Origin of the sequence: Patulibacter sp. SYSU D01012, assembly GCF_017916475.1 — a bacterium.
Taxonomy (GTDB): domain Bacteria; phylum Actinomycetota; class Thermoleophilia; order Solirubrobacterales; family Solirubrobacteraceae; genus Patulibacter.
In genome coordinates, this window is the sequence record NZ_JAFMTB010000002.1 from 591,694 (window position 1) to 607,218 (window position 15,525).

The 15,525-nt window shown below is 75.7% G+C and carries 15 protein-coding genes; 12 read left to right on the forward strand and 3 right to left on the reverse strand.

Annotated elements, in window-relative coordinates; translation table 11 throughout:
- Positions 1-3: 3 nt before the first annotated feature.
- Positions 4-660, reverse strand: coding sequence for an ATP-dependent Clp protease proteolytic subunit (locus J3P29_RS12165; RefSeq protein ID WP_349239834.1), 657 nt, complete (start codon positions 658-660; stop codon positions 4-6).
- Positions 661-771: 111 nt separating this feature from the next.
- Between J3P29_RS12165 and J3P29_RS12170 the strand changes: the two genes are divergently transcribed.
- Both J3P29_RS12170 and J3P29_RS12175 read left to right on the forward strand, forming a co-directional pair.
- Positions 772-1,194: an SRPBCC domain-containing protein gene (locus tag J3P29_RS12170; RefSeq protein WP_210493682.1), complete on the forward strand. Its 423-nt coding sequence runs from the start codon at positions 772-774 to the stop codon at positions 1,192-1,194.
- Positions 1,191-1,538: a metalloregulator ArsR/SmtB family transcription factor gene (locus J3P29_RS12175; RefSeq protein WP_210493685.1), complete on the forward strand. Its 348-nt coding sequence runs from the start codon at positions 1,191-1,193 to the stop codon at positions 1,536-1,538. Before J3P29_RS12170 ends, J3P29_RS12175 begins: the two co-directional genes overlap by 4 nt.
- On the opposite strand, the gene J3P29_RS12180 is transcribed toward J3P29_RS12175, so the two are convergent.
- Positions 1,535-2,119 (reverse strand): TetR/AcrR family transcriptional regulator, encoded by a 585-nt coding sequence (locus tag J3P29_RS12180; RefSeq protein WP_210493686.1) that lies wholly within the window; start codon positions 2,117-2,119, stop codon positions 1,535-1,537. The two genes, J3P29_RS12175 and J3P29_RS12180, sit on opposite strands and share 4 nt — an antisense overlap.
- Before the next feature lie 185 nt (positions 2,120-2,304).
- Between J3P29_RS12180 and J3P29_RS12185 the strand changes: the two genes are divergently transcribed.
- The 7 genes from J3P29_RS12185 (at position 2,305) to J3P29_RS12215 (ending at position 9,926) form a co-directional block, all read left to right on the forward strand.
- Complete coding sequence (locus tag J3P29_RS12185; RefSeq protein ID WP_210493687.1) at positions 2,305-3,228, forward strand: hypothetical protein; 924 nt, start codon at positions 2,305-2,307, stop codon at positions 3,226-3,228.
- Positions 3,229-3,319: 91 nt separating this feature from the next.
- Complete coding sequence (ligD, locus tag J3P29_RS12190; RefSeq protein ID WP_210493688.1) at positions 3,320-5,800, forward strand: DNA ligase D; 2,481 nt, start codon at positions 3,320-3,322, stop codon at positions 5,798-5,800.
- 96 nt (positions 5,801-5,896) lie between these two features.
- The gene (locus J3P29_RS12195) at positions 5,897-6,907 is read left to right on the forward strand and encodes a hypothetical protein (RefSeq protein ID WP_210493689.1); all 1,011 of its coding nucleotides are present in this window, start codon (positions 5,897-5,899) and stop codon (positions 6,905-6,907) included.
- Between the two features lie 143 nt (positions 6,908-7,050).
- Positions 7,051-7,656, forward strand: a complete 606-nt coding sequence (locus J3P29_RS12200) for a hypothetical protein (RefSeq protein WP_210493690.1) — start codon at positions 7,051-7,053, stop codon at positions 7,654-7,656.
- A complete protein-coding gene (locus tag J3P29_RS12205) occupies positions 7,653-8,348 on the forward strand; it encodes a hypothetical protein (RefSeq protein WP_210493691.1) in 696 nt (231 codons plus the stop codon). Before J3P29_RS12200 ends, J3P29_RS12205 begins: the two co-directional genes overlap by 4 nt.
- Positions 8,349-8,452: 104 nt before the next feature.
- Positions 8,453-9,019 carry a sigma-70 family RNA polymerase sigma factor gene (locus J3P29_RS12210; RefSeq protein ID WP_210493692.1) on the forward strand — a complete coding sequence of 189 codons (567 nt, stop codon included), beginning with the start codon at positions 8,453-8,455 and terminating at the stop codon, positions 9,017-9,019.
- The gene (locus J3P29_RS12215) at positions 9,012-9,926 is read left to right on the forward strand and encodes a hypothetical protein (protein WP_210493693.1); all 915 of its coding nucleotides are present in this window, start codon (positions 9,012-9,014) and stop codon (positions 9,924-9,926) included. The genes J3P29_RS12210 and J3P29_RS12215 overlap by 8 nt, the downstream gene beginning before the upstream one ends.
- Before the next feature lie 63 nt (positions 9,927-9,989).
- Here the strand turns inward: J3P29_RS12215 and J3P29_RS12220 are convergent, their stop codons facing one another.
- The gene (locus tag J3P29_RS12220) at positions 9,990-11,114 is read right to left on the reverse strand and encodes a PASTA domain-containing protein (RefSeq protein WP_210493694.1); all 1,125 of its coding nucleotides are present in this window, start codon (positions 11,112-11,114) and stop codon (positions 9,990-9,992) included.
- A gap of 241 nt (positions 11,115-11,355) precedes the next feature.
- Here J3P29_RS12220 and J3P29_RS12225 point away from each other — a divergent pair, with 241 nt between their 5' ends.
- The 3 genes from J3P29_RS12225 to J3P29_RS12235 all read left to right on the forward strand — a co-directional run bounded on the left by J3P29_RS12225 (position 11,356) and on the right by J3P29_RS12235 (position 15,519).
- A complete protein-coding gene (locus J3P29_RS12225; RefSeq protein WP_210493696.1) occupies positions 11,356-13,572 on the forward strand; it encodes a methyl-accepting chemotaxis protein in 2,217 nt (738 codons plus the stop codon).
- A 112-nt stretch (positions 13,573-13,684) separates the two neighbouring features.
- Positions 13,685-14,644 (forward strand): Ku protein, encoded by a 960-nt coding sequence (locus J3P29_RS12230; protein ID WP_210493699.1) that lies wholly within the window; start codon positions 13,685-13,687, stop codon positions 14,642-14,644.
- The gene (locus J3P29_RS12235) at positions 14,644-15,519 is read left to right on the forward strand and encodes a Ku protein (protein ID WP_210493702.1); all 876 of its coding nucleotides are present in this window, start codon (positions 14,644-14,646) and stop codon (positions 15,517-15,519) included. Before J3P29_RS12230 ends, J3P29_RS12235 begins: the two co-directional genes overlap by 1 nt.
- Positions 15,520-15,525 lie beyond the last annotated feature (6 nt).

Sequence of the window (15,525 nt, forward strand, 5' to 3'; positions counted from 1 at the left end):
CGCCTACGCCGGGCGCCGCGCCACGATCTCGTCGATCAGCCCGTAGTCGAGCGCGTCCCGCGGCGACAGGAAGCGGTCGCGCTCGACGTCGCGGTGCACGCGCTCGCGCGGCTGGCCGGTGTGCTCGACGTAGAGCTCCTCGATCCGCTCGCGCATCCACAGCATCTCGCGCGCCTGGATCTCGACGTCCGCCGTCTGCCCCTGCACCCCGCCGTGGGGCTGGTGGATGAGGATCCGGCTGTTCGGCAGGGCGGCCCGCTTGCCCGGCGCGCCACCGCACAGCACGACGGAGCCGCCCGACATCGCGATGCCGCAGCAGATGGTCCGCACGTCGGCGTGCACGTATTGCAGCGCGTCGTAGATCGCCAGGCTCGCGTACACCTCGCCGCCCGGCGAGTTGATGTAGAGCGTGATGTCGCGGGTCGGGTCCTCGGCGTCGAGGTGCAGGAGCTGGGCGACCAGGCGGTCGGAGAGCGCGCCGTCGATCGGGCCGCTGAGGAAGAGCGCGCGCTGGTCGAGCAGCCGCAGGAACGGGTCGACGGCGCGCAGGTCGGGCGCGACCGCGCCGCCCGACTCCTGCGGGCGGCCGGGGTCGGGCGCGTCCCCGGCGCGGGCGGCGGGTCGGCGGGCGGACGGGGGCAGGGCGAGGCGGTGCGGCACGGCGGGCCTTTCGTCACACGCAACCCGATTGTTGCGCTTCGCGACGCACGCTAGCGCAATCGCAACCCAATAGTTGCGGTATGGTCGACCGACCCGACCGACGGAGCCCCGATGCCCGAGCCCGACACCACCCCCGTGCCCCTCGACGACGTCGTCCGCGTCGAGCGCGAGATCGACGCCCCGCGCTCCGAGGTCTGGGAGCACCTGTCCGGCCCCGAGGGCCTGGAGGGCTGGCTGGCCGACGAGGTCGACCTGGAGCTGTGCCCCGGCGCCGAGGGCACCGTGACCGTCGACGGCGAGCGCCGCCCCGCCGCCGTCGAGGAGCTCGTGCCCGGTCGGCGGCTGGGGCTCGCCTGGTGCGCGCCCGGCGGCGAGCCGACGCTCGTGGACCTGGTGCTGGACGACGCCGGGGACGGCCGCACGCGCATCACGATCGCCGAGACGCCGCTGCGCGTCCTGCGCGCCGTGGGCCTGCCCGCGGACGCCGGCGCGCTCGGGCGCGGACGGCCGACGGCGCTGGCCGGCGCCCGGTGAGCGCCGCCACCCGCGACGACGCGGCCGGCGCCGTCTTCACGGCGCTCGCCGACCCGACCCGGCGCCGGATCGTCCGGACGCTCGTCGAGCAGGGCACGGCCACGGCGTCGTCACTGGCCTCGGGCCTGCCCGTCACCCGCCAGGCGGTCGCGAAGCACCTGGGCGTCCTGGCGGACGCCGGACTCGTCGCCGGCGAGCGGACCGGCCGCGAGACGCGCTACGCGCTGACCCCCGCCCCGCTGACCGACGCGATGGACTGGATGCTGCGGGCCGGTGCGACGTGGGACGCCCGCCTGGACCGCCTGGAGCGGCAGGTCGCCGAGCGGCGGACCGCGGCGCCCTAGGAGGCGGCCGGACGCCCGGGTCCACGCAGGCCGTCGAAGACCGTCTGCAGCAGCGGCTCGACGACCTCGGGCGCGGCCTCGATCCGCGCCACCGCGGTCACGAGCTGCAGCACCTGCGCCAGATCCAGGTCGCCCCGCACGTCGCCGGCGTCCTGCGCGGCGGCCAGGAGCGGCGCGCCGGCCGCCATCACGCGCGCCCGGTTGTCCCCGAACACCGGATCGGCGGCGTCGGCCTGCTCGAGCAGGGCCCCCGCGACATGGCGCTTGCTCGAGAAGTAGGCGAAGAACCGCCGCAGCCACGCCTCGAGCCGCTCCCCCGGCGCATCGCCCTCGACCGTCGCCGCCGCGGCACAGACCGCGTCGACCTCGTCGACGTAGAGCGCCTCGAGCAGCTCCCGGCGGCCCGCGAAGTTGCGGTACAGCGTCGCCATCCCCACCCCGGCGCGGCGCGCGACCTCGGCCATCGACACGTCGGCATCCGGGACGGCGAACGCCTCGCGGGCGACCGCCAGGATCCGCTCGCGGTTGCGGGCCGCGTCGGCGCGGCGCGGGGAGGGTGAGTCAGCGGGATCGCGAGGCATGGCGGAGGGCGGATGCCAAGCCACGAAAAGGGACAGGCGATCCGCTTCGCCCGGGAGCGTACCGCCGCCGCGCCGGATCCGTGCTCGACAACCGGACAACCTCTCCGCTACGCTGAACGGACAGCCTCTCCGTTTCGGCGAGGACCGCTCCGATCGCGCCGCCCGGCGGCGCGCCGAAAGGCCCCATGCCCCGCTCCCTCGACCTCGCTCCCGTCGCCCCCACCGTCTCGGTGCGCCCCGTCGTCCTGCCCGCGCCCGGGCGTGGCGAGGACCTGCAGGTGCGCGTCACCGCGCCCGTCACGGGCACGGACCTGCCCGTCGTCGTCTTCGCCCACGGCTTCGGCTGGTCGCTCGACGGCTACGCCCCGCTGACCGACCACTGGGCGGCCCGCGGCTTCGTCGTCGTGCAGCCCACCCACCTGGACTCGCGCACGCTGAGCGCGGCGCCCGGCGACCGCACCTTCGCCGACATCTCGCGCATCCGCACCGACGACCTGCGGCGCGCGATCGACGAGCTCGACCGCATCGAGGCGGCCGTCCCCGGCCTCGCCGGCCGGGTGGACCACGAGCGCATCGCGGTCGCCGGGCACTCGTGGGGCGGCCAGTCCGCGAGCACGCTCCTCGGCGCCCACGTCCTGGACGCGGACGGCGGCCCGGGCGAGGACCTGGCCGACCCGCGGGTGCGCGCCGGCGTCCTGCTCGCGACGACCGGCGTCGTCCGCGACGACCTCAGCCCCTTCGCGGCCGAGCACTTCCCGTTCATGGACCCGTCGTTCTCCGGGATGACCCCGCCCGTCCTGGTCGTCGCCGGCGACCACGACGACTCGCCGCTGTCCGAGCGTGGCCCCGACTGGTTCGTCGACCCGTACGCCCTGTCCCCCGCGCCGAAGGCCCTGCTGACCGTCGCCGGGGGCGAGCACTCCCTCGGCGGGATCGTCGGCGTCGGCGTGGCCGAGACGACCGACGAGAGCCCCGAGCGCCTCGCGCTCGTCCAGGACGTCACGACGGCGTTCCTGCGCCGCGCCCTGGGCGTCGACGGCGACGCGTGGTCGGCGGCGCAGGACGCGCTCGCGGGCGGCGACCCGCGGGGGCGCCTGGAGACGAAGTGACCGTCCCGATCGCGCCCCTCGCCGCGTAGCCCGCCGCTGCACGGCGCCGTGCCGCCGTTGCCCGCGCCCCGCGCGCGGGTACGTGCGGCGCATGGCCGAGCGCCTGCAGGAGTACCGCCGCAAGCGCCGGTTCGGGGAGACGCCCGAGCCGGACGACGCCCCCGACGCGCCCGCGCCGCCCGCGGACGCGCCGCGGTTCGTCGTGCACGAGCACCACGCGACGCGCCTGCACTGGGACCTGCGGCTGGAGCACGAGGGCGTGCTGGCGTCGTTCGCGATCCCCAACGGCATTCCGGACGACCCGAGGCACAACCGCAAGGCGGTCCACACCGAGGACCACCCGTTGAAGTACCTCGACTTCAAGGGCACGATCCCCGAGGGCAACTACGGGGCCGGGCAGATGACGATCTGGGACACCGGCACCTACACGTGCGAGAAGTGGCGGACGGACGAGATCATCGTCGTCTTCCACGGCGACCGGCTGCGCGGCAAGTACGTCCTGTTCCGCGCCGGCAAGGCCGAGAAGGACTGGATGATCCACCGCATGGATCCGCCCGTGGACGCGACGGCCGAGGAGCTGCCCGCGCGGGTCGAGCCGATGCTGGCGAAGGCGGCGGCCATGCCGCGGGACGAGTCCGGCTGGGCGTTCGAGGTCAAGTGGGACGGCATCCGCGCGATCGCGCGCTCGCTGCCCGGACGACTGCACCTGGAGAGCCGCAACGGCAACGACGTCACGGCGGCGTACCCCGAGCTGCGGGCGCTGAACCGCGCGCTGTCCTCGCACGGCGCGGTGCTCGACGGCGAGATCGTCGCGTTCGACGACGACGGCCGGCCCAGCTTCCAGGCCCTCCAGTCCCGCATGCACGCGCGCGGGTCGCACGTCAGGCGGCTGGCCGAGGCGCACCCGGTCACCTACATGGTCTTCGACCTGCTGTGGCTCGACGGCCACTCGCTGATGGACCGACCGCTGGAGGAGCGGCGCGAGCGGCTGGAGGCGCTGGAGCTGGACGGGCCGCACTGGCAGGTGCCGCCGGCGCACGTGGGCGTCGGCCGGGCGCTGCTGGCGGCGACGGCGCAGCAGCGGCTGGAGGGCGTGATCGGCAAGCGGCTGGGCTCGACGTACCGCCCCGGGCGCCGCACGGACGACTGGATCAAGGTGAAGAACGAGCAGCGGCAGGAGTTCGTGATCGGGGGCTACGTCCCGGGCAAGGGCTCGCGCGCGGGGCTCATGGGGTCGCTGCAGCTGGGCGTCTACGACGGGGACGGCGGCCTGCACTACGCCGGCGGGGTCGGGACCGGCTTCGACGAGGCCACCCTGCGGGGGCTGACCGCGAAGCTGCGGCGGCTCGAGCGCAAGACCTCGCCCTTCGTCGGCCGCCAGCCGCCCAAGGACGTCGTCCCCGTGACGCCGAAGCTCGTCTGCGAGGTGCGCTTCGCGGAGTGGACCGCCGAGGGATCGATCCGCCACGGGTCGTTCCAGGGGCTGCGCGACGACAAGGCCGCCGAGGAGGTGGTGCGGGAGACGCCGGCGACGGTCGCGGACGCCGACGACCGCCGCGACGCCGAGACCGTCCCCACCCCTGCGCCGGACGCGCCGCCCACCGACTCCCCCGTCGCCCCCGCGCCGGCGGGCCTGCCCCGCACGGGCAAGGCGGCCGAGCTGCAGGTCGACGGCCGCACGCTGAAGCTGTCGAACCTGGACAAGGTGCTCTACCCCGCCGCCGGCTTCACGAAGGCGCAGGTCATCGAGTACTACGCGCGGATCGCTCCCGTCCTCATCGCCCAGCACCGCGACCACCCCGTCACCTTCAAGCGCTACCCCAACGGCGTCGACGGCAAGGCGTTCTTCGAGAAGAACGCCACGAAGCACCGTCCGGACTGGGTGACGACGACGCCCGTGCCGCACGCGCGCAAGGAGGGCGTCATCGACTTCGTGCTGCTGCAGGACGTGCCCACGTTGCTCTGGGCGGCGAACCTGGCCGCGCTCGAGCTGCACCCGTCCCTGTCCCACGGCGCCCCGGACGCGCCGGGCGGGGTGACGGGCCCGCGGTCGCTCGTCTTCGACCTGGACCCCGGCCCGGGGACGACGATCGTCGAGTGCTGCCGGGTCGGCCTGGCAATCCGCGAGGTGCTGGGCCAGCTCGGCCTCGACGCGTACCCCAAGACGTCGGGATCGAAGGGCCTGCAGCTGTACGTCCCGCTGAACGGCGAGACGAGCTACGAGCGGACGAAGCCGTTCGCCCTGGCCGTCGCGGGCCTGATGGAGCGCCACCTGCCCGACCTCGTCGTCTCGCGGATGAAGAAGGACCTGCGCGGCGGCAAGGTGCTCATCGACTGGAGCCAGAACGACGAGCACAAGACGACGATCGGGGTCTACTCGCTGCGGGCGCGCGAGCTGCCGACCGTCTCGACGCCCGTCTCCTGGGACGAGGTCGTGCACTGCGAGGGCAAGGGCGCCCCGGACCTGCTGCGCTTCGTCACCGACGACGTGCTGCGGCGGGTGGAGCGCGACGGCGACCTGTTCGCCCCGCTGCTGACGCAGGTGCAGGAGCTGCCCGAGCTCGGTGGCTAGGCGCGGGCCGACCCCGCTCGGCGCTGCGTCGCCGCGCGCTCCCGCCGCCGTCCGCGTATGGCGCACGCGGGGCGCGCGTCTCGTACGCTGGCGCGCATGCGTGCGTCCCTGACCGTCCCAGCCCTCGCCGCCCTCGTCCTGGCGGCGGCCGCCGGTCCCGCCGGCGCCCAGACCCCGCCGGCGCTCCGCGACCTGCCGATCGCCGTGACCCCGGCGGCCACCACGGCCGCCACGAGCATCACCGCGTCCTGGACCCGCCCGGCCGCGCCGACGCGCGACGACGACTGGCAGCTGTGCCCCACCTCGGGCGATCCCTGCCGCACCGGGACGAGCACGTCGGGCGCCGTCACGCTCGACGATCTCGCCGAGGGCCGCTACCGCCTGCGCGTGTCCACCGAGGACGCCGACGGGGTCTCCGCCGGCGGACGCGACGTCGTCGTCGATCGGACCGCCCCGACGCGGCCGACGATCACGAACAACGTGGCCCTCCCGCCCGGGACCCCGTACATCCGGTTCGCGGTGGTGGAGGAGGGCGAGCAGCTGGCCCCGATCGTCCGCGCGCACTGGGTCCGGTGCATGGACGTGCCGCTGCCGGGCCAGCCGAAGTGCGTCGAGGGCTCGTCGGCCCCGGACGACGTCGTGGTGCCGGTCGACCCGCTGCGCCCCGGCGTCTGCGGGTGGGCGTCGGGCCTGTGGTCCGTCGCCGTCTGGCTCGAGGACGCGGCCGGCAACGCCGACCGCACGCAGGCCGCCGCCAGCTCCCTCGTCCTGCCCGCCGCCAGCTGCCCCGCGCCGATCCCGCCGCGCACGAGCCCGCGCCTGCGGGTCGCCGGCACGCTGACGCAGGACGGCACGCGTCGCCGTGCCGCGGTGACGGTCGAGCTGGCGCCCGGCGTGAGCGGCGACGTGTCGCTGCGCGTGACGCCGCGCCGCGGCCGCACGACGTGGAAGGTGCGCCGGGCGACGCGCACGATCCGCGACGGGCGGGTGACGTGGAGCGTCCGCGTGCCGGCGCGCACCACGCGCGTGTCCGTCGAGGCCCGCTACGGCGGCAACGCCCGGTTCGTCGCGAAGACGAAGCGCACGGGTGTGCGGCTGTCCCGCTGAGCGCCGTCCCGCGCGGCGACTCGAGACGCTGACGGCGCGCGGGGTCCGACGTTCCGACCCCCGCGCGGCGCGCCACGGCACGGTCCGGGGACGCACAACGTCCCAGGTTGTGATCTGCGCGTACAAGGAATAAGGTTGTGCGCGTGCTCGCCCTCATCGCCGATCAGCGCCGCAGCGGCGGGGACTCGCGCGCGGCCGACGCCCTGGCCCGCGCGCTGTCGTCGACGCTCGACTTGGAGCTGCCGGCGGCCGTGACGGCGGGCGACGAGTTCGAGCTCGTCTGCCCGCCCGGCGCGCTCGCCGCCGCGGTGACGCGGATCGCCGAGGACGCCGCGGACTGGTACGTCGGCGTGGGGATCGGGACGGTCGATCCGGGCCCCGAGCCGCGCGTGAACCTGGCCGGCGGCACGGCGCTCGTCACGGCCCGCAAGGCCCTCGAGCGCGCCAAGACGGACGCCGCCGCCCTCGTCGTCCTCGCCGCCGGAGCGCCGGACGACGCCGCCGCCCCGCGCGCGCTGCGGGGCGTGCTTGCCGCGCTCGCCGACCTGGTCGGGAGACGGTCGGGCGACCAGCAGGCGACCGTGGGGCTCTGGCGGGCCGGCCGGACGCAGCGCGAGATCGCGGCGGAGCTCGGCGTCACGCAGCAGGCGGTGTCGCGCCGCCTGCGGGCGTCGGGCGCGGCGTTCGAGGACGACCTGCGCCTGGCCGTCGCGCACCTGGCCGCGGCCGCGGACGGGGCCGTCCGGTGACCGCCGAGCTGACGCGCACCCTCGCGTGGCTGCTGCTCGGCACCCTGGGCCCGGCCGTCGCCCTGCCGACGCTCGGGCGTGGGTCGCGCAGCGGGGCCGCCGCGGTGCTCGCCGCGGCCGGGAGCATCACGCTCGACCCCGTGGCCGCCGTCCTGCTGCCGGCGCTCGCCGCGCTGGGGGCCGCATCGATGCGCCCGTCGTCGCGACCGGCGGGGGCGTCACGGCCGGTCGCCCGGCCGGCGCTGCGGCCCGTGGCCCTGGTGGTCGGGGCGGTCGTCGTCGCCGTGCTGGCCACCGGGCCTGCCGACGCCGTCGACGCCGCGCGGCGCGCGGCGGCCGACGACCACGCGTGGGCCGTCGTCGGCGTCGGTGCCGTCGCGACCGTGCTCAGCGGGCCGCTCGTCGCGCTCCTGCTGCGCCCCCTGGCCGTCCGCCTGCCGGCCCGTGACGTGGACCAGGTCGAGGCCGGACGGGTCATCGGCATGCTCGAGCGGGCGATCGTGTTCGGCTTCCTCGTCGTCGGCGCGTACGGGGCCGCGGGGCTCACGGTCGCGGCGAAGGGCATCGCGCGGTTCCCGCAGTTCCGGGAGGAGCACGAGGGCTACGCCGAGTACGTGCTGATCGGGACCCTCGCGTCGGTCGCGCTCGCGGCGGGCGGGGCCGCCCTGGCGGCGCTCGTGCCGACGCGATGACAACGCCCGACCGTGTACTCGCGGCCGACAACCCAGGCGCTTGTGGCCCGGCGTCCGGACGACCCCCACGAACGTTCCGGGCGGCTCCCGACATGTAGGGGTGCATGGCGCGCGTCGAGCCACCGTCCCCCGCCCCGCCCGGGTCCGCCGCGTTCGCGGAGGTCTTCGCCGCGTACCTGCCGCCGATCGTCCGCTACCTGCGCCGCCGGCTGGGCGACGCGGCGGCCGAGGACGCCGCGGCCGAGGTGTTCCTGCGCGCCTTCCGCATGCGCGAGCGCTACGAGCCGCGCACCGCGACGCCCCTGCCGTGGCTGTACGCCATCGCCACCCGGGTGGTCGCCGAGGAGCACCGGCACGAGCGCCGGCGGCTGCGGACCCTCGAACGCCTGGCGGGCCAGCGCCGATCCCTCGGCGACGATCCCGCCGACCGGCTCGAGACGGACCCGCGCCTGATCCGGGCCGTCCGGCGCCTGCCCCCGGCCGACCGCGAGGCGCTCCTGCTCGTGGCCTGGGGCGAGCTGAGCGGCGCCGAGGCGGCGGCCGCGCTCGGCGTGCCGGCCGCCACGGTGCGCACGCGCCTGCTCCGGGCGCGCCGGCAGATCGACGCGGCCCTGCGGAACGACCCCGCCGTCCACGACCTCCACCCCGCGACGGGAGAGCACCATGGTTGACCACGACGTCGAAGCGCCGCCCATCCCGCTCGACGCCCTCCGCTCGCACGCCGATCTGGGCCTCGCGCCGGACCGCGGGCCGGCGATCGAGCGCGCCGTCCAGGCCCGGCTGCACGCGCGGATCCCGTCCCGGCGGCGCGCGCGCGGCCGGCTCCGGGGCCGCGTGCGCCACCTCGGCTGGCGTGGAGGACTGCTGACCGCCGGCGCCATCGCGGTCGGCGGCACCGCGCTGGCCGCCACGGCGCCGTGGCGGCCGCAGCTGGGCAACGACGACGTCGGCCACCCCACGCCGGCCACCAGCCCCGTTCCCGCGGACCAGCGGGCGACACTCGGCGTGCTCCGCCGGCCGCAGAGCGACGCGGATCGCGGGCCGCGGGTGCGCTGGGTGCTGCGCATGGCGTCGCCGGACGTCTTCGACGGGGTCCGCGTGGCGTCCGTCCGCCTCGCCCGGCCGCTGCCGCACGGCGGCTCGATCGTCGTGCTGCCGGTCGAGCGCAGCGGCCACGACGATCCCGGGTATCCGCGGTCCACCAGGCGCGACGTCGTCTGCCTGCAGATCACCTCGTGGACGACCGTCCGTGGCCGCCCGGGGCTCGGCGGCGGTCTCGGCAGCGGAGGCACGTGCGGGAACGCTGCCGACATCCGCTCCGGCCACATGATGATGGGCGCCCAGTTCGACGGCGAGCTCGGCGTGAGCGGCCTCGTCCCCGACGGCGTCCGCACGGTCGAGGTGCCGCTGCGCGGCGGGCCGACCCTGCGCCTGCCCGTCTCCGACAACGTGTACTACGCGGACATGGAGACGCCCCGCGGCCGGTTCAACCCCGTGCGCGTGCGCTGGCTCGACGCCGCCGGACGGGTGGTCGGGCCGCCGCGCGTCCTGCGGACGGCCGCGTCGCCCCGCGACTGACCGCGGGGCGCGCCGGCCGGGCCGCCCCGCCGCGCGCGCCCAGGGCGGCGGGGCCGGCGCGCCTCAGCGCTTCCGGCCCACGGTGACGCCCACCTCGGTGCCCGCGGGCAGCGCGGTCCCGGCCTTGCGGGCCTGGGCGACCACGCGGCCGACGGCCTTCTTCGGGCCGCGGCGCTGCTTGACCTTCCCGAGCGCGCAGCCGGCGGCCTCGAGCCGCGCGGCGGCCTTCTTGCGCGACAGCCCGACGAGCTTGGGGACCAGGCACCCGTCGTCGGCGTCCGCTCCCCCGCTCTTCGCCGTCGTCGTGACGGTCGCGGCGGGTCCGACCGGGCCGACGGGGCCGGGCGGTCCCGCGGGGCCGGCGGCGCCGACGGGCCCGGTCGCCGGCCCGCCGAGCACGGTCGTCGGCGCGCCGTCGGTGCCGTTGCCGTGCACCTGGTTCGTGCCGAAGTAGCTCAGGAGCTGGCCGCCGCCGACGGGCTCCAGGCCGACGTCGTTGCCGAAGACCGTGGTGCCCGACAGCCACAGACGGCCGCCGTCGCCGACGCGCACGCCGCTGGCGGTGCTCGTGATCGAGCTGTCGCGGACGGTGACGTCGGCGGTGGCGCCCGCGACGGGCTCGACCGCGACCCCGGCGCCGCAGGCGTCGTGGATCGAGACGTGATCGAGGATCACGTCGACGTCGCCGGCCGTCGGCACCACATTCACGCCGGCGCCCCCGACCTGCGCGCCGATCCGCGTGTTCTCGATCCGGACGCTGCGCGCGGCGAGGATCCGCACGCCGCTGCTCACCCCGCAGGTCAGGGGCACGCTCGTGGCGCCGTAGACGTCCAGGCCGCGCAGGACGACGTCGGCGCCCGGCGCGTTGACGACGACCCCGCTGACCCCGCCGCTGTTGAGCACGCTGGCGAGCACGCCGGTCCCGTCCACGGTGATGGGCTTGGCGACGGTCAGCGTGCCGTAGCCGCCGGCGTCGATGGCGTTGATCTCGCCGCCGCTCGCGGTCTTGCTGATCGCGCCGGCGAACGTCTTGCACGGCGCAGTCCGCGAGCACGGGTTGACGTCGTCGCCGACGCCCGACACCCATGTGCGGGTGGCCTGGGCGTGGGCGGCCGCGGCCAGGAGGAGAAGGAGGACCAGGGAGACCGTCGCCAGCGCGGCGGACCGTGGCAGGACACGGGACGACATCTGCACCTCTCGAGAGGGGGCGGTCGACGGCCCGGGGACGGTCGTCGCTGACGGCGTCAACATACACCGTCTCTCCGCGCGACGGAAGGGGTTGAGGCCGTCCGCCGCCGCGTCGAGGCCGGCCGCAGCCCCGACGACCATCGGGCCGTCGTCCGCGCGCGGGCCCCGCGCCGCCACGGCCGGCGCGCCCCGGATGCTTGCCGACTCAAGCATCGCGGTCCTCCGGCCGATCACCGTATCCGTGAAGCTCCGTCCCCGCTCCGTGCGCGCCCGCCTGCTGCTGCAGATCCTGCCGGGCGTCGCCCTCGCCATCGTCGCGCTCACCGTCGTCGCCATCCGGGCGGCGTCCGCCGCCCAGGAGCGGTCCGTCTACGACGACATGACGCACCTGATCGCGAAGGAGGCGGCGCAGTTCGACACGTCCGCCGCCACGAACCAGGCGACCGCCCGCGGGGTGGCCGCGGCGCTCGAGGGCGCCCGTGGGGCCGACCGTCCGACGGGCCGACGCCTGATCCAGCGCTTCGCGCAGCGCAACGCCGGCGTGCTCGCGGCCTGGGCCGGGTTCCAGCCCGGGGCCTACGACGGCCGCGACGACGCGTTCGTCGGCAGCCCCCTGGGCGACCCGGCCGGCCGGTTCGCGTACCTGTGGGACCGGTCGAAGGGCTCGCTGGTGGGCCGCAGCTTCGAGAACTCCGACGACGGCGCGTCCTGGGACCGCGACGACTACTACGCGACCGCGTTCCGCACCGGGCGCGACGCCGTGACCGAGCCGTACGTCGACCACGGCGTGATGATGGCCAGCTACACCACGCCGATCCGCGCGGACGGGCGCACGGTCGGCGTCGCCGGCGTGGACGTCGCGCTGCGCCAGCTCGCCGCCCAGACGCGTGCCGTGAAGGTCCTCGACTCCGGCTACGCGTTCGTCGTCTCCAGCTCCGGCGCGCTCCTCGCGTTCCCCAAGCAGGCGTGGCTCGGCACGAAGACCCTCTCCGGCCTGGCGCGGGAGCAGGGCCGCCCCGAGCTGGCCCGGGTCGCCGCCGACGTCGCGCGGGGCCGCGCCGGCCACGTGAAGGTCGCGGACCCGCTGCACGGCACGCCGTCGGTGCTCTTCTACGCGCCGGTGAAGAACGGCGGCTGGGGCTTCGTGGCCGCGGCGCCCGAGAGCGAGATCCTGGCCAGCGTCCACGCGCTGCGCACGAAGCTGATCCTCGTCGGCCTGGGCGCGCTGCTGCTGGTCGGCGTGCTGGTGGCCGTCATCGCGGCCCGCATCGGTCGGCCGGTGCGCCAGATCGCCGAGGCCGCCGAGCAGATCGCCGAGGGCGACCTGGACGTGACGGTGTCGGCCTCGTCCGACGACGAGATCGGCCGCATGTCCGCCGCGTTCGGCCGCATGGTCGAGTCCCTCCGCGGCACCGCGGGCACGGCCGACGCGATCGCTCGCGGCGACCTGACGCACGACGTCGCGCCGCGCTCGGACCGCGACGTCCTGGGCCACGCCTTCCGCACGATGACCGAGCGGCTGCGCGAGATCGTCGGCGAGCTCTCCGGGACCGCCGGCACGCTGACGGAGGCCTCGCACGAGCTGGCGCAGTCCTCCACCGACGCGGGCCGGGCGATCGAGGAGATCGCCCACGCGGTCGGCGACGTCGCGTCCGGGGCCGAGCGGCAGGTCATGTCGATCGAGAGCGTCCGCCGCACCGGCCTGGAGGTCGCCGAGGCCAGCCGCGCGAGCGCCGCGCACGCCGACGGGTCGGTGCGCGCCGCCACCGCCGCCCGCGGCCTGGCGCGCGAGGGCACCGACGCCGCCGCCGCGGCGACCGCCGCGATGGCCGCGGTGCGCGAGGCGACCGCCGAGGCGACCGCCGCGATCTCCGCCCTGGGCGAGCGCTCGCAGCACATCGGCGGCATCGTCGACACGATCTCGGGCATCGCCGAGCAGACGAACCTGCTGGCGCTGAACGCCGCCATCGAGGCGGCGCGGGCCGGCGAGGAGGGCCGCGGGTTCGCCGTCGTCGCCGACGAGGTGCGCAAGCTGGCGGAGGAGTCGCAGGAGGCTGCGGGCACGATCGCCGGCCTGATCACCGAGATGCAGCGCGAGACCTCGCGGGCCATCGCGGTCGTCGGCGAGGGCTCGCAGCGCACCGCCGACGGCACCGTGACGGTGGAGCAGACGCAGTCGGCGTTCGCCCGGATCGACGCGAGCTTCGGCGAGGTGGACGACCTCGTCGGCGAGATCGCCGCGGCGATCAAGCGGATCGAGGACGCCGCCACGCAGATGAGCGAGGACGTCGGCAGCGTCGCGGTCGTCGCCGAGTCCTCGTCGGCGTCGGCGCAGCAGGTGTCGGCGTCGGTGCAGGAGACCAGCGCGTCGACGCAGGAGATCGCCGGCTCGGCCGAGCGCCTGGCCGGCCAGGCGACGCGCCTGGAGGACCTGGTCGGGCAGTTCCGCCTGCGCTAGCCGCCCCGGGGCGTCGCCGGCGTCGCGCGGCGCGCCCCTTCCCGACAGGCGTCGCCCGCACGACCGCGCCCACGCGGTAGGTCCCGGCGCCGTGCGGGTAGAAGCAGGGTCCATGCCCGCCGCACGCTCGCTCTGGAACGGCACGATCACGTTCGGCGCCGTCGCGATCCCGGTCAAGCTGTTCTCAGCCACGAGCCCGCACGCGCTGCGGTTCAAGGAGGTCCGCGTCAGCGACGGCTCGCGGATCGAGCACAAGCGGATCGGCGCAGACTCGGGGAAGGAGATCCCGTACGGCGAGATCGAGAAGGCCTACGACACCGGCAAGGGGCAGATCCTCCTGACGAAGGAGGAGATCGCCGCCGCCGAGGGCTCGCACCCGAAGGTCATCGCCATCGAGCGGTTCGTCCCGGGCGACCAGATCGACCCCGTCTTCTACGACAAGGCGTACCACCTCGGCGCCCAGAAGGACGGCGGTCACGCCTACCGGGTGCTGCTCGCGGCGCTCGAGCGGTCCGGCAAGGTGGGGATCGGCCGGTTCGTCCTGCGCACGCGCGAGCAGCTCGTCGCGCTGCGGCCCCTGAACGGCGCGCTCGGCCTGCAGACCATGCGCTTCGACGACGAGCTCGTCGACCCGAAGGACCTCGAGCTGCCGTCGCTGAAGAAGAAGCCGGGCGAGCGCGAGGTGACGATGGCCGGCAAGCTCGTCGAGATGCTCGCCGGCGAGTGGGATCCCGAGGAGCACGAGGACACGTACCGCGACGCGGTCATGGCGATGATCGAGGCCAAGCGCAAGGGCGAGAAGCCGAAGAAGGCGCGGCGCAGGCCCGACAACAGCGACGACCTGGCCGCCGCGCTCGAGGCCAGCCTGGCCGGCGGGCGGCCCGACCGGAAGGCGAAGAAGGCGTCCGGATCGTCGAAGTCGTCGTCCTCGGGCGCGAAGGCGTCGGGCTCGCGATCGTCGGCCGGCTCGAGGTCCTCGTCCTCCCGCACGAAGTCGTCCTCCCGCTCGTCGTCCAAGACGTCGTCGGGCAAGGCCGCGCCCAAGTCGTCCTCCGCGAAGGGGAAGCGCTGATGGCCCGCTCGCTCTGGACCGGCTCGCTCAGCTTCGGGCTGGTCAACGTCCCCGTCCAGCTCGTCTCCGCCACCCGCGACCTGGACGTGCGCTTCCACCAGGTGCAGCGCGACACCGGCGAGCGCGTCGAGACGAAGCGCGTCGCCGCCGAGGACGGCAAGGAGGTCGCCTGGGAGGACGTCGGCAAGGGCTGGGAGACCGAGGACGGCGAGATGGTCGTGCTGACCGACGACGACTTCGCGTCGGCGCAGCCCGAGAAGACGCGCACCGTCGACATCGACCTGTTCGTCGACCTGGACGACATCGACCCGATCTACTTCGACCACCCCTACTGGCTGCTGCCGGCCGGCGAAGGCGAGGGCGCCGTCCGCGCGTACCGCCTGCTCGTCGAGGTGATGGGCAAGGCGGGCCAGGTCGCGATCGGCCGCATCGTGCTGCGCGCCAAGGAGTACCTGGTGGCGATGCGCGAGCAGGACGGCCTGCTGTCGCTGACGACGATGCACTTCGCCGACGAGGTCCGCGACCCGCAGGACACCGGCGCCATCCCGTCGGGCGAGGAGACGGAGCCGTCGAAGCGCGAGGTCGACGACGCCGTCGCGCTAATCGAGGAGCTGACGGACGACTTCGACCCCGCCCGCTACGACGACTGCCACCGCGTCCGCCTGCTGCGCCTGATCGACGAGAAGCGCAAGACCGGCGAGGTCGAGATCCCCGAGGTCGAGCCCGAGCCGAAGCCGCAGAAGGCCCCGGCCGACCTGATCGCCGCGCTGGAAGACAGCCTGGCGAAGGCGCGCGGCGGGTCGAAGGGGAAGAAGGCGAGCGGGTCGGCGAAGGGCAAGGCGTCGGCGGGCGGGCGGAGGAAGAGCGCGGCGTAGGGCGTG

Excerpts from the sequence above, each read along its gene's own strand:
- J3P29_RS12170 (WP_210493682.1), top strand. The coding sequence starts at position 772 with ATGCCCGAGCCCGACACCACCCCCGTGCCCCTCGACGACGTCGTCCGC.
- J3P29_RS12215 (WP_210493693.1), top strand. The coding sequence starts at position 9,012 with ATGGTTGACCACGACGTCGAAGCGCCGCCCATCCCGCTCGACGCCCTC.
- ligD (WP_210493688.1), top strand. The coding sequence starts at position 3,320 with ATGGCCGAGCGCCTGCAGGAGTACCGCCGCAAGCGCCGGTTCGGGGAG.
- J3P29_RS12195 (WP_210493689.1), top strand. The coding sequence starts at position 5,897 with ATGCGTGCGTCCCTGACCGTCCCAGCCCTCGCCGCCCTCGTCCTGGCG.
- J3P29_RS12235 (WP_210493702.1), top strand. The coding sequence starts at position 14,644 with ATGGCCCGCTCGCTCTGGACCGGCTCGCTCAGCTTCGGGCTGGTCAAC.
- J3P29_RS12220 (WP_210493694.1), bottom strand. The coding sequence starts at position 11,114 with ATGTCGTCCCGTGTCCTGCCACGGTCCGCCGCGCTGGCGACGGTCTCC.
- J3P29_RS12210 (WP_210493692.1), top strand. The coding sequence starts at position 8,453 with ATGGCGCGCGTCGAGCCACCGTCCCCCGCCCCGCCCGGGTCCGCCGCG.
- J3P29_RS12185 (WP_210493687.1), top strand. The coding sequence starts at position 2,305 with ATGCCCCGCTCCCTCGACCTCGCTCCCGTCGCCCCCACCGTCTCGGTG.
- J3P29_RS12230 (WP_210493699.1), top strand. The coding sequence starts at position 13,685 with ATGCCCGCCGCACGCTCGCTCTGGAACGGCACGATCACGTTCGGCGCC.
- J3P29_RS12180 (WP_210493686.1), bottom strand. The coding sequence starts at position 2,119 with ATGCCTCGCGATCCCGCTGACTCACCCTCCCCGCGCCGCGCCGACGCG.